The organism is Bradyrhizobium sp. HKCCYLS20291 (genome assembly GCF_051167715.1).
In the GTDB taxonomy this organism is placed as follows: Bacteria; Pseudomonadota; Alphaproteobacteria; order Rhizobiales; family Xanthobacteraceae; genus Bradyrhizobium.
Genome location: NZ_JBNPTO010000003.1, coordinates 100,361 through 113,540, shown reverse-complemented (window position 1 = coordinate 113,540; position 13,180 = coordinate 100,361). Strand labels below are relative to the sequence as shown.

General features: G+C 64.3%; 11 protein-coding genes. 4 read left to right on the top strand and 7 right to left on the bottom strand.

What is annotated here, in order from left to right:
- The first annotated feature begins 100 nt into the window (after window positions 1-100).
- Together ACQR07_RS08425 and ACQR07_RS08420 are read left to right on the top strand one after the other, a co-directional pair.
- A complete protein-coding gene (locus tag ACQR07_RS08425) occupies window positions 101-817 on the top strand; it encodes a DUF1614 domain-containing protein (RefSeq protein ID WP_434866144.1) in 717 nt (238 codons plus the stop codon).
- Window positions 818-874: 57 nt separating this feature from the next.
- Window positions 875-1,699 carry an MlaD family protein gene (locus ACQR07_RS08420; RefSeq protein WP_434901860.1) on the top strand — a complete coding sequence of 275 codons (825 nt, stop codon included), beginning with the start codon at window positions 875-877 and terminating at the stop codon, window positions 1,697-1,699.
- A gap of 29 nt (window positions 1,700-1,728) precedes the next feature.
- Here the strand turns inward: ACQR07_RS08420 and ACQR07_RS08415 are convergent, their stop codons facing one another.
- The 7 genes from ACQR07_RS08415 to urtA all read right to left on the bottom strand — a co-directional run bounded on the left by ACQR07_RS08415 (window position 1,729) and on the right by urtA (window position 8,463).
- Window positions 1,729-2,070: an FmdB family zinc ribbon protein gene (locus ACQR07_RS08415; protein ID WP_434901859.1), complete on the bottom strand. Its 342-nt coding sequence runs from the start codon at window positions 2,068-2,070 to the stop codon at window positions 1,729-1,731.
- Between the two features lie 99 nt (window positions 2,071-2,169).
- The gene (gene fmdA, locus ACQR07_RS08410) at window positions 2,170-3,399 is read right to left on the bottom strand and encodes a formamidase (protein ID WP_316226994.1); all 1,230 of its coding nucleotides are present in this window, start codon (window positions 3,397-3,399) and stop codon (window positions 2,170-2,172) included.
- Window positions 3,400-3,435: 36 nt separating this feature from the next.
- Window positions 3,436-4,125, bottom strand: coding sequence for an urea ABC transporter ATP-binding subunit UrtE (gene urtE / locus ACQR07_RS08405; RefSeq protein ID WP_434901858.1), 690 nt, complete (start codon window positions 4,123-4,125; stop codon window positions 3,436-3,438).
- A 15-nt stretch (window positions 4,126-4,140) separates the two neighbouring features.
- A complete protein-coding gene (gene urtD, locus ACQR07_RS08400; RefSeq protein ID WP_434901857.1) occupies window positions 4,141-4,896 on the bottom strand; it encodes an urea ABC transporter ATP-binding protein UrtD in 756 nt (251 codons plus the stop codon).
- A 10-nt stretch (window positions 4,897-4,906) separates the two neighbouring features.
- Entirely contained in the window at window positions 4,907-6,043 is a 1,137-nt protein-coding gene (urtC, locus tag ACQR07_RS08395; RefSeq protein ID WP_434901856.1) for an urea ABC transporter permease subunit UrtC, read from the bottom strand.
- A gap of 34 nt (window positions 6,044-6,077) precedes the next feature.
- Complete coding sequence (gene urtB / locus ACQR07_RS08390) at window positions 6,078-7,004, bottom strand: urea ABC transporter permease subunit UrtB (protein WP_434866151.1); 927 nt, start codon at window positions 7,002-7,004, stop codon at window positions 6,078-6,080.
- A 196-nt stretch (window positions 7,005-7,200) separates the two neighbouring features.
- Complete coding sequence (gene urtA, locus ACQR07_RS08385; RefSeq protein WP_434901855.1) at window positions 7,201-8,463, bottom strand: urea ABC transporter substrate-binding protein; 1,263 nt, start codon at window positions 8,461-8,463, stop codon at window positions 7,201-7,203.
- A 178-nt stretch (window positions 8,464-8,641) separates the two neighbouring features.
- Between urtA and ACQR07_RS08380 the strand changes: the two genes are divergently transcribed.
- Both ACQR07_RS08380 and ACQR07_RS08375 read left to right on the top strand, forming a co-directional pair.
- Window positions 8,642-12,016, top strand: a complete 3,375-nt coding sequence (locus tag ACQR07_RS08380; RefSeq protein WP_434901854.1) for a hybrid sensor histidine kinase/response regulator — start codon at window positions 8,642-8,644, stop codon at window positions 12,014-12,016.
- Window positions 12,006-12,947, top strand: a complete 942-nt coding sequence (locus ACQR07_RS08375) for a response regulator (protein WP_434902266.1) — start codon at window positions 12,006-12,008, stop codon at window positions 12,945-12,947. The genes ACQR07_RS08380 and ACQR07_RS08375 overlap by 11 nt, the downstream gene beginning before the upstream one ends.
- Window positions 12,948-13,180 lie beyond the last annotated feature (233 nt).

Below are 13,180 nucleotides of genomic sequence, written 5' to 3'. Positions count from 1 at the left end.
ACCCCTGGGAACCAAGCGCCGAATGCCCATTTGTCACCCTGCTGTCCTCGTGGGATGATCCCAGGGAGACAGCAAGGCTCAACTGCGAAGCGCTTTCGACATGCATTCCCAGGTCCAATACCTGCCGATCACGCCGGCCTTCTTCGCCATCCTGGTGCTGGCGTTCGGCGTCGTGATCGTCCTGATCCAGCTCGGCATCCTGCGCTACGCCTACATGAAGCTCGGCGTCAGCTCGGGCACGGCGATGCTGCTGCTGTTCGGTTCACTGGTCGGCAGCTATTTCAACATCCCGATCACGATGCTGCCGGGGCAGGTCGCGCGCTCCGGCGAGATCATCGACTTTTTCGGCATGCAATATGTCGTGCCGCTGGTGCACCAATGGCCGGGCACGCTGCTCGCGGTGAACGTCGGCGGCGCGGTCATTCCGACCATCATGTCGACCTATCTCGTGCTGCGCTATCAGCTGTGGCTGCGGGCCACGATCGCCGTGCTGGTGATCGCGGTGATCATCCATGCCATGGCAACGCCCGTGCAAGGCGTGGGTATCGCTGTGCCAGTGTTCGCGCCGGTGGTCGTCACGGCGATCCTCGCCTTCCTGCTGTCGCGCGAATACGCTGCGCCGCTGGCCTATATCGGCGGCTCGATGGGCACGCTGGTCGGGGCCGACCTGATGAACCTCGACAAGATCGGCAGCCTCGGCGCGCCGGTGGCCTCGATCGGCGGCGCCGGGACGTTCGACGGGGTCTTTTTGACCGGCATCCTTGCGGTGCTGCTGGCCGGCCTCGCCGCCCCGTCCCGCCCGGGCCTGGCGCGCTGAGCTTCCCACTCGGCGGGTTAGCGGCTAAAATCGAGCCGAGGCAGCAGCGGATACCGAATGCGCGCGATCAATCTCATTGTTGGAACCCTGACGATCGCGATCGTCGCGGCCGGCATCAGCGGCGTGCTGATTACGCAGAAGCGTCGCCTCGCCGAGCAGCGCAGCACCATGCGCGTGGTGTTCGACGGCGGCTCGGCGGCGGGGCTGCGCAAGGGCGGCCCGGTCAATTTCGATGGCGTGCAGGCCGGGCAGATCCTGTCGATCAACCTCGAGAGTCCGCGCAAGATCGTCGCCATGATCACGCTCGACAGGTCAGCGCCGATCCGCAAGGACACCACGGCCGGCATCGAGTTCCAGGGCCTGACGGGCATCGCCGCGATCTCGCTGGTCGGCGGCGCGCCGACGGCGCCGCCGGTGCCGCTCGATCACGACGGCGTGCCGGTGCTCACGGCCGATCTCAAGGACCAGGAGACGATGATCGAGACGGTGCACAACATCGACAAATACGTCGTCAGCAATGCCCCGGCCATCAAGGACGCGCTGCAGAGCTTCGAAACCGAGACCGCCTCGCTGCAGGCCAAGACGGCCGCGTTCGATGCCGCGATCGACAAGGCCGAGGACATCTTCAAGGGCTTCGATACGCTGGTCACCAAGATCGACGGCGCCATTCCCGGTTTCGCGGACGGCAATCCTGGACAGTTGTTCGATCAGATCAAGTCGATGCGCGAGCTGGTCGACGGCTTCAAGCGCAAATCTGCCAAGGTGATCGACGACAGCCGCAAGACGCTGGTCGACATCAGCGACGGCGCCAATGCGATGAGCGCGAAGTTCGGCGGCCAGCCGGTGGCGCCGGGACCGCGGCGGGTGCCGGCGGCACGCTGAGGGGCGGCCGCGCCGCCCCTCCCGCAAGGTCAGTGGCTGATCATCCAGGGCCGCGCCGTCGGAAAACCCTTGGCACCGCTCTTGGTCTTGGTCATCAGCCGCGGCGATTTCTTAGGCGAGCAGCAGCCGCAACCCGCCCCGTGCTTCGCCTTGTACTCGGCCACCGTCTGCGGCGCGTGGCGGCTGCGCTCGTTGGTGGCATGCGCCGTGCGCCGCTCCGCCGGCATGCAGGCGAAGGCGGGCGCGGTGAGGATCACGCGCGGCGCCATGTCCTGGCATTGCGGGCAGACCTGCGGCTCATCACATTCCGCCATCGGCCTGAAGTCGGTGAACGGACCGCATTCATTACAGAGATATTCATAGACCGGCATTGTCTCGTCTCCTGCGCAACATCGTCTCTCCAGTCCGCGCGGCGGATGCGGGGCGGCCGATACGCTGCCGTCCCGCATCCCGTCGCGCAGGGAGGAGAATTACTTGTCCGGCGAGATCGGCATCTGGATGTCGCCCTTGATGTGCTTGATCGGCCCGGCCGACGACGGCATCACGTCGAAGTCGAAGATCTCGGTCGGCAGCCACAAGGTCGCGCAGGCATTCGGCACGTCGACGACGCCGGAGATGTGGCCCTGCACCGGTGCCGTGCCGAGGATCGAATAGGCCTGGGCGCCGGAGTAGCCGAACTTCTTCAGATACTCGATGGCGTTGAGACAGGCTTGGCGATAGGCGATGTGAACGTCGAGGTAGTGCTGCTTGCCGGCCTCGTCGACCGAGATGCCCTCGAAGATCAGGTAGTCGCGATAGTTCGGCGTGATCGGCGACGGCTTGAAGATCGGGTTCTTGATGCCGTACTTCGCGACGCCGTCCTTGATGACGTCGACCTTGATGTGCAACCAGCCGGCCATTTCGATGGCGCCGCAGAAGGTGATCTCGCCGTCGCCCTGGCTGAAGTGCAGGTCGCCCATCGAGAGGCCGCCGCCGGGCACGTAGACCGGGAAGTAGATCTTCGAGCCGCGCGACAGGTCCTTGATGTCGCAATTGCCGCCATGCTCACGCGGCGGAACCGTGCGGGCGCCCTCGGCGCCGATCTTGGCTTTGACGTCGCCCTTGGCCTGGCCGGCATGCGCGGTCGGCGCGAATGGCGGATTGGCCAAGCCCGGCACGCGGGTCGGGTTGGTCGCGATCAGCGCGGTCTCACGCTCGTTCCAGGTCGCGAGCAGCTTCGGATCAGGCAGACAGCCGATCAGGCCGGGGTGGATCAGGCCTGCGAAGTTCACGCCGGGCACGTGGCGCGACGAGGTGTAGAGGCCCTTGATGTCCCAGATCGACTTCTGCGCCAGCGGGAAATGGTCGGTCAGGAAGCCGCCGCCGTTCTGCTTGGAGAAGAAGCCGTTGAAGCCCCACAGGCTCTCCTTCAGCGGACCGACGTCGAGCAGGTCGACGACGAGAAGATCGCCGGGCTCGGCGCCCTTGACGCCGATCGGACCCGACAGGAAGTGCACGATCGACAGGTCGATGTCGCGCACGTCATCGGCGGAATCGTTGTTCTTGATGAAGCCGCCGGTCCAGTCATAGGTCTCGATGATGAAGTCGTCACCGGGATTGACCCACTCCACCATCGGAATGTCCGGGTGCCAGCGATTGTGCACCTTGTCGTTCTCGTAGGCCGACTTAGTCAGATCGACCTTGATCAGTGTGTCAGGCATCAAGAGCTCCCCTTTACCTTTGCTTGGACGGAGTGGTTAGACGGACAGATATTTGGAGACCTGCGCGGCATCGACCTGGTCGCGCGGATCGTCGCGGACGATCTCGCCGTTCTCGATCACCAGCACGCGGTCGGCGATGTCGAGCGCGAAGCTCAGCACCTGCTCGGAGACGACGATCGACAGCCCCTTCTCATCGCGGATGCGCTTGAGGGTGCGCGCCATCTCCTTGATGATCGACGGCTGGATGCCTTCGGTCGGCTCGTCGAGCAGCAGCACCTTCGGCTTGGTGGCGAGCGCGCGCGCGATCGCGAGCTGCTGCTGCTGGCCGCCGGAGAGATTGCCGCCGCGGCGGCCCTTCATCTCCAGCAGCACCGGAAACAGCTCGTAGATGTCGCCGGGCACCTCGGTCTCGCCGGACACGACGAGGCCGGTCTCGATGTTCTCCTTGACCGTCATGGTGGAGAAGATCATGCGGCCCTGCGGCACGTAGGCGAGGCCCTTCGCGACGCGCTCATAGCTCTTCAGGCCCGACAGCTCGGTGCCGTTCATGTCGATAGAACCGCTCTTGGACGGCAGGATGCCCATCAGCGACTTCATCAGCGTGGTCTTGCCCATGCCGTTGCGACCCATGATCGCAACGATCTCGTTGGGCGCGACCTTGACGTTCAGGCCATGCAGCACCTCGCTCTGGCCATAGGCGACATGGAGATCGGAGATTGCCAACATCAGTTCTGCTCCTGCTCAATGTCCGAGATAGACTTCGACGACCTTGGGATCGTTTTTGACCTTGTCCATCGTGCCCTCAGACAGGATCTGCCCCTGGTGCAGCACGGTGACCTTGTGGGCGATGTCCTCGACGAACTTCATGTCGTGCTCGATCACCAGCACCGAGCGGTCCTTGATGATGCGGTTGAGCAGCTCGGCGGTCTTGGCGCGCTCGCTGACGCTCATGCCGGCGACGGGCTCATCGAGCATCAACAGGTCGGGGTTCTGGATCAGCAGCATGCCGATCTCGAGCCACTGCTTCTGGCCGTGGCTCAGCTCGGCCGCCGAAGTCTTGAGCCGATCCTTCAGGAAGATCATCTCGGCGACCTCCTCGACGCGGTCCTTGACCACGGCGTCGCGCTTGAAGGCGAGCGAGCCGAACACGGTGCGGCCGCGCGGGAACGAGATCTCGAGATTCTCGAACACGCTGAGATCCTCGAACACCGACGGCGTCTGGAATTTGCGCCCCACACCCGCCTGGACGATCTCGTTCTCGCGCAGCTTGGTCAGCTCCTTGCCGCGGAACTGGATCGAGCCGGAGGTCGCTTTGGTCTTGCCGCAGATCAGGTCGAGCACGGTGGTCTTGCCGGCGCCGTTCGGGCCGATGATGACGCGGATCTCGTTCTCCTCGACATAGAAGGAGAGATCGTTGACCGCCTTGAAGCCGTCGAAGGAGACGGTGAGTGCTTCGACCGCGAGCAGGAATTCCTTGGGCTGATGACCGATGAGCATCGCTGTGTCCTCACTCTGCGGGGGCGCCGTCGGCGACCAGGCCGCCATTGCCGGATTTCTTGGTGCGCGAGGCCAGCAGCCGGTCGATGCGCGGCTGCACGTAGTCGCCCCAGATGCCGGCCAATCCGTTCGGGAAGGCGAGGACCACCGCGATGAACAGCGCGCCCAGTCCGAACAGCCAGAGCTGCGGAAAGGTCTCGGACAGACTGGTCTTGGCAAAGTTGACGAGGATCGTGCCGTAGACCGCCCCGAAGATCGACAGACGGCCGCCGACCGCGGTGTAGATCACCATCTCGATCGACGGCACGATGCCGACGAAGGACGGCGACATGAACCCGACCTCGAGCGTGAACAGCGCGCCGCCGACGGCCGCGAACACCGCCGCCGCACAGAAGGCGAAGATCTTGAAGTTGGCGACGCTGTAGCCGGAGAACCGCACGCGGTCCTCCTGCTCACGCATCGCCACCAGGATGCGGCCGAGCTTGGTCAGGCGGATGAACTGCGCGACCAGGATGGCGGCGAACAGGAAGAACACCTCGACGAAGTAGAGGATGTACTTGGCGTGATCGGTGCGGATGTCCCAGCCGTGCAGGGTGCGCAGGTCGGTGATGCCGTTGATGCCCCCGGTGTAGCCCTGCTGCCCGACGATCAGTATGGTCATGATGGCGGCGATCGCCTGGGTGATGATCGCGAAGTAGACGCCGCCGACACGCCGCTTGAACATCGCGGCGCCGATGATGAAGGCGAAGACCGCCGGCACCAGGATGATCGCAGCGAGCGCGAACGGGAAGCTCTGGAACGGCTTCCAGAAGAACGGCAGCTGCGTCAGCTGATTCCAGTCCATGAAGTCCGGGATGCCGGGTGTCGACTGGATCTTGGTGTTCGCGACGCTCGAGGCCTCCAGCTTGAGGAACATCGCCATGCAGTAGCCGCCGAGGCCGAAGAACACGCCCTGCCCCAGGCTCAGAATGCCGCCATAGCCCCAGCACAGCACCAGGCCGATCGCGACGAAGGAGTACGTCAGATACTTCGCGACCAGGTTGAGGCGGAAGATGTCCAGCGCCAGCGGCAGGATGACGACCAGCAAGAGCAGCAGAGAGACGAAGCCGATGAGCTCCGAGCGGTTGAAGAAGCGCGAGTTGATCATGGCCGGGCCTTCTTGTTGGACTATCGGAGCTGGCTCACTTGCGGACCTTGAGGGCGAACAGGCCCTGCGGCCGCATCATCAGGATGGCGACGATCGCCAGCAGCGTGAGCACCTTGGCCATCGAGCCGGACATGAAGAATTCCATCGTCGACTGCGCCTGGGAGATGGTGAAGGCAGAGGCGATGGTGCCGAGCAGGCTGGCGGCGCCGCCGAACACGACGACCAGGAAGGTATCGACGATGTAGAGCTGGCCCGCGGTCGGACCGGTCGAACCGATCATGGTGAAGGCGGAGCCGGCGACGCCGGCGATGCCGCAGCCGAGGCCGAAGGTGTAGCGGTCGACCTTCTCGGTATTGATGCCGACGGCGCCGGCCATCACGCGGTTCTGTACGACAGCGCGCACCTGCTTGCCCCAGCGCGACAGGAACAGCACGTAGGCCACGACGATCGTGATCAGGATGGTCAGGCACATCACGAACATGCCGTTGATCGGGATCTGGATGGCGTCGGTCGCCTGCCAGGAGCCCATCATCCACTCCGGCAGCTCGACGCCGACCTCGCGCGCGCCGAACACAGAGCGATAGGCCTGCTGCAGGATCAGGCTGAGGCCCCAGGTGGCGAGCAACGTATCGAGCGGCCGCTTGTAGAGACGGCGTATCATCGCCCATTCCACGAGCATGCCGAGGGAGCCGGAGACGACGAAGGCAAGGGCCATTGCGACGAAGAAATAGCCGGGAAACAGCGCCGGCAGGAAATGCTGGAAAGCGTTCGACGTCATCCAGGTGACGTAGGCGCCGAGGATCATGAACTCGCCATGCGCCATGTTGATGACGCCCATCTGGCCGAAGATGATGGCGAGCCCGAGCGCCATCAGCACATAGACCGAAAACAGGATGAGGCCCGCGAAGCCCTGCATCGCGAAGATGGCCCCGAGGTCGCCGATGGAATAGTCGCCGAACATGATCCGTCCTCTCGAGCGAAGTGCCCGTGCTTTAGAGATCGATATTTCCGAATGATCGGTGCGCTCCCCTCCCCCTTGCGGGGAGGGGTCGGGGGTGGGGATCCACAACGGCAGTCTTTGCTGGGCACCCCCCTCCCCGACCCTCCCCCACAAGGGGGGAGGGAGCGCACCTTTGCTGACGCGACAGCGAAGTCGCTTACTGATAGCCCTTCGGGAACGGATCGGGCTCGACCAGGTCCGCGGTCTCGTAGATCAACTCGTACTGACCGTCCGCCTTGGCGCGGCCGACGCGGGTCTTGGACCAGAGATGGTGGTTCTCGTGGATCCGCACATAGCCTTCCGGCGCGCCCTTGAACTCGATGCCGGGCGAGGCGGCGGCGATCTTGTCGATATCGAAGCTGCCGGCCTTCTCGACCGTCAACTTCCACAGCCACGGGCCGAGATAGGCAGCCTGGGTGACGTCGCCGATCACGGTCTTCTCGCCCCACATCTTCTTGAACTCGGAGACGAAGGCCTTGTTGTTGGCGTTGTCGAGCGACTGGAAGTACTTCATGCAGGCATAGGCGCCCGCGATGTTCTCACCGCCGATGCCGTCGATCTCGTCCTCAGTCACCGAGATGGTGAGCAAGGTCTGCTTCGACATGTCGATGCCGGCCGCCTTGAGCTGCTTGTAGAAGGCGACGTTGGAGCCGCCGACGATGATCGCGTAGATCACGTCCGGCTTGGTCAGCTTGATTTTGTTGATGACCGAGTTGAACTGGGTGTGGCCAAGCGGGAAGTATTCCTCGCCGACGACCTTGGCGCCCTGCAGATGGCCCTCGATGTGCTTGCGGGCGATCTTGTTCGAGGTGCGCGGCCAGATGTAGTCGGAGCCGAGCAGATAGAAGGTCTTCGCGCCCTTGGTCTTGTTGACCCAGTCGAGGCCGGCGATGATCTGCTGGGTCGCTTCCTGGCCGGTGTAGATGACGTTCTTGGACTGCTCGAGACCTTCGTAGAAGGTCGGATAGTACAGCATGCCGTTGTACTGCTCGAACACCGGCAGCACCGCCTTGCGCGAAGCCGAGGTCCAGCAGCCCATGACGGCCGCGCACTTGTCGTTGACGAGGAGCTTCTTGGCCTTCTCGGCGAAGGTCGGCCAATCCGAGGCGCCATCCTCCTGGATGTACTTGATCTTACGGCCGAGGACGCCGCCCGAGGCGTTGATCTGCTCGATGGCCAGCTTCTCGGCCTGCACCGAGCCGGTTTCCGAGATCGCCATGGTACCGGTGACCGAGTGCAGGATCCCGACGGTCACTTCGCTATCAGTGACTGCAAGTCCGGTGGTATTGACAGCAGAGGTTGCGGGACCGGCGCCGAAGGACGGCCGCGGCATCATGGCGAGTGCCGGAATTGCGGCCATCCCCATCAGCAGTTGGCGCCGAAGTGGCGACTTCAGGCCCTTTTTAGTTTCGTCTGACATGAGCACCCCATTCATTGGTTCGAGGACACGCTTTGGCTCGGACAAAGGATGGCGCGCTTTGTGCACTGCACAGATACGCAAGATTGCGTATACTGCACCGCAAAAGCGCGACGTAGGCTCTACGCAGATCCTGCGAGGGGCAGGACGGAGCGGACGCTTCGCGTTCAGGAGTTCGAGAGTGGCAGGGCGACAGCGGATCGACCGCGTCAGGCGCCAGTACAACCAGTGGGTCGCCAACCAGACGTTGGAGGACTACGCGCTTCGCTTCACGGCCAAGAGTGCGCGGCGCTGGTCGGCCGCGCGCGTCGCCAACACGGCGCTGGGCGCGATCTCGTTTCTGGCGCTGGAGGCGATCGGCGGAACCATCACGCTGAACTACGGCGTCACCAACGCCACCGCCGCGATCCTGGTTGCCAGCCTCATCATCTTCTGCTGCGGCCTGCCGATTGCGTACCATGCCGCCAAATGCGGCATCGACATCGACCTGCTGACGCGCGGTGCGGGCTTCGGCTATATCGGCTCGACCGTCACCTCGCTGATCTATGCATCCTTCACCTTCATCTTCTTCGCGATCGAGGCCGTCATCCTCGCCTCCGCGCTGGAGATGTGCTTCGGCATACCGCGTCCGATCGGCTATTTGATCAGCGCGGTCGTCATCATTCCGCTCGTCACCTATGGAATCACGCTGATCAGCCGCTTCCAGTTGTGGACACAGCCGCTGTGGGTGGTGCTGCACATTCTTCCGTTCGCGGCGATCGCCTATGCAAGCCCGCACTCTTTCGCCGAGTGGCAGCAGTTTCCCGGCGAACATGGCGACCCCATGGGCCATCTCGATCTGGCGCTGTTCGGCACCGCGGCCGCCGTGGTGTTCTCGCTCGTCGCGCAGATCGGCGAGCAGGTCGACTTCCTGCGCTTCCTGCCGCGTGACCGCCGCACGTCGCGACGATCGTGGTGGATCGCGCTGTTGTCGGCCGGTCCCGGCTGGATCGTGCTCGGCGCACTGAAGCTGCTGGCTGGCTCTTTCCTCGCCTTCTTTGCGCTGAGCCACGGGGTCTCGGCCGACCGCGCCGCCGAGCCGGCGCACATGTATCTGGAGGCGTTCCGCTACGTGCTGGCGCGTCCGGACCTGGCGCTGGCGTTGACCGGCACCTTCGTGATCGTCTCGCAGATCAAGATCAACGTCACCAATGCCTATGCCGGCTCGATCGCCTGGTCGAACTTCTTCTCGCGCCTGACCCACAGTCATCCGGGCCGCGTCGTCTGGCTGGTGTTCAACGTCGTCGTGGCGCTGCTGCTGATGGAGATCGGCGTCTACAAGGCACTGGAGCAGACGCTCGCGCTGTACTCGAACATCGCGATCTCCTGGGTCGGCGCGCTGGTCGCAGACCTCGTGATCAATCGGCCGTTGGGCCTGCGGCCGCAGCAGATGGAGTTCAAGCGCGCCCATCTCTACGACATCAACCCGGTCGGCGTCGGCGCCATGACGATCGCGACCATCGTCTCGATCAGCGCCTTCTACGGCCTGTTCGGCCCGATGGGAAAGGCGCTGTCGACCTTCGTCGCGCTCGGCGTCGCGCTCGTTACCGCGCCGGCCATCGCCTATCTCACCGATGGCAAATATTATCTGGCGCGCAAGCCGAAGCGGAGCTGGCAGAACATCGAGCAGATCCAGTGCTGCATCTGTGAGCATCATTTCGAGCCGGAGGACACCGCATCCTGCCCTGCCTATGCCGGTCCGATCTGCTCGCTGTGCTGCTCGCTCGACGCCCGCTGCCACGATCTCTGCAAGCCGCATGGCCGGGCGCAGGCCCAGGTCTCGGCCGCGCTCAGCGGCATGCTGCCGGACGCCATTCTGTCGAGGATCAACTCACAGCTCGGGCACTACGTCGGGGTCTTCCTGACCTCAGCCGGTCTCGTCGCACTGACGCTCGGCATGATCTACCTGGAGACATCCGCGGCGCTGCCCGGCTTCAGGGGTATCATCTCAGACGTGCTCTGGAAGGTGTTCTTCGCCCTGTCGATCATCATCGGCGTGGTGACCTGGCTGTTCGTGCTGGCGCAGCAGAGCCGCCGCGCGGCGGAGGCCGAAACACGGCGCCAGACCCAGCTCCTGATCCAGGAGATCGAGGCGCACAAGCGCACCGATGCCGAGTTGCAACGGGCCAAGGAAGTCGCGGAGTCCGCCAACCTCGCCAAGAGCCGCTATGTCGTTGGCTTGAGCCATGAGCTGCGCTCGCCGTTGAACGCGATCTCGGGCTACGCGCAACTGCTCGAGCAGGACGGCAGCCTGGCGCCGAAGCCGCGCGACCAGGTTCGCGTCGTCCGCCGCAGCGCGGATCATCTGTCCGGCCTGATCGACGGCATTCTCGACATCTCCAAGATCGAAGCGGGACGGCTGTATCTGTCGCGCGACGAGGTGCGTTTGAACGACTTCCTCGACCAGCTCGTCGGCATGTTCCGGCTACAGGCGGCGGCAAAAGGCGTCGATTTCGTGTTCAAGCGGCCGGCGGTGCTGCCGCTGGTCGTCTACGCCGACGAGAAGCGGCTGCGTCAGATCCTGATCAACCTGCTGTCGAACGCCATCAAGTTCACCCAGGACGGCAGCGTCCAGTTCGTCGTGCACTATCGCAGCCCCGTGGCGGAGTTCGAGGTGATCGACACCGGCCCGGGCATCCAGCCCGACGATCTCGAGCGCATCTTCGCGCCGTTCGAGCGCGGCGCGCTCGGTGTTTCCCAACCGCAGACCGGCACCGGGCTCGGGCTGACGATCAGCCGTCTGCTCGCCGGCGTGATGGGAGGCGACATCAAGGTCGAGAGCAAGGTCGGCGCGGGCAGCACGTTCAAGGTCAAGATCCTGCTGTCGGAGGTGACGAACCCGACACGGCATCCGCCAGTGAAGGCGCCGGTGGCCGGCTATCTCGGTCCGCGCAAGACCATCCTCGTCACCGACGACGACCCGGTGCATCGCGATCTCCTGCGCGAGGTGCTGACGCCGCTCGGCTTCATTCTGCTGAGCGCACCGGATGGCGCGGCCTGCCTGGCGCTGGCGCAGCATTGCCAGCCGGACCTGTTCATTCTGGACATTTCGATGCCCGGCATGGACGGCTGGACGGTCGCAGAAACACTGCGCAGCACTGGGCATCGTCAAGCCCGCATCCTCATGACGTCGGCCAGCGCGCTGGAAGCGCATGGCCGGCCGCTGGCGCAGCCGTTTCATGACAGCTATCTGATGAAACCGATCGACATTCCCCGTCTGCTGGAGGCGATACGTCAATTGCTGAAGCTCGAATGGAGCTATCAGACCGATCAACCGGTCACCCAGCCACACTGGCGACCCGACACTGGATCGCGACCGCCCCTGAAATTTGTCGAAGAGCTGATGGGCCTTGGCCAGATCGGCTATGTCAGGGCCATCCAGATCAAGCTCGACGAGATCGGCAGCAGCCATCCGGAGCACGCCGATTTCGTGGCACAGATGCGCGGGCTGGTCGATCGGTTCGAGCTCGACCAGTACATGGCCACTCTGAAGACCCTGCATGCCCATGAGCACTGACAGCAAGAAGCGCGACGTCGCGCTGGTCGTCGACGACTCGCCGGAGACGCTCCGCCTGCTCACCGACGCGCTGGACGGCGCCGGGATGACCGTGATGGTCGCGCTCGATGGCGCCGCCGCGATGCGCATCGTCGACCAGATCACGCCCGACATCATCCTGCTCGACGCCGTGATGCCCGGCATGAACGGCTTCGAGACCTGTCGCAAGCTCAAGCGTGAAGCCGGCCTCTCCAACGTGCCCGTCATCTTCATGACCGGGCTCGCTGATACCGAACACATCGTGCAGGGGCTGGAGGCCGGCGGCGTCGACTACGTCACGAAGCCGATCGCGGTCGAGGAAATGCTGGCGCGCATCCGCGTCCATCTGGCGAATGCCCGGATGACGCAGAGCGCGCGCGCCGCGCTCGATGTCTCCGGCCGCTTCCTGCTTGCGGTCAATCGCGAGGGCCGGCTGATGTGGGCCACGCCGCAGGCACAGCGGTTGTTGTCGGACAGTTTTGGCGATGTCGAGGAACTCATGCTGCCGGACACGTTGCGGTCCTGGCTGGATCAGGCCCAGAAGGGCAAGGGGGGTGGCGCCAAGACGGCAGCCTCGATCCCCGATCATCCCGAGCTGCGCCTGTACTACATGGGCAGCGCCGGATCCAACGAGTTCCTGCTGCGGCTTGCCAAGGAGGCTGACGAACTGCCTAAACAATTCTCCAGCGAGTTCGGCCTGACCTCGCGCGAGAGCGAGGTGCTGTCGTGGCTGTCCAAGGGCAAGACCAACCGCGACATCGCGCAGATACTGGGCTTGAGCCCGCGCACCGTCGACAAGCACTTGGAACAGATCTACGCCAAGCTCGGCGTCGAGAACCGCACCGCCGCCGCCGCCATTGCCACGGGCGCGGCGCGGCGCGGCGGGAGAGTTGAGGCGTGCCGCTCAACGTGAGCCAACCACCGCTGTCGTCCCGGGCAAGCCCGCTGACGCGCAGCGTCGGCGGGCGCCGACCCGGGACCCATACCGCGTGATGTCGCTTGAGCCAGGATGTCAGTTGACCTTGAGCCCGACCCGTCCGCCTGTGGTTATGGATCCCGGCTCTGCGCCCTGGACGTCGCTCCGCGACGCCAGGGCTTGGCCGGGATGACACCGGATTTTTGGACGTAACTCGTCACCAATCCAAC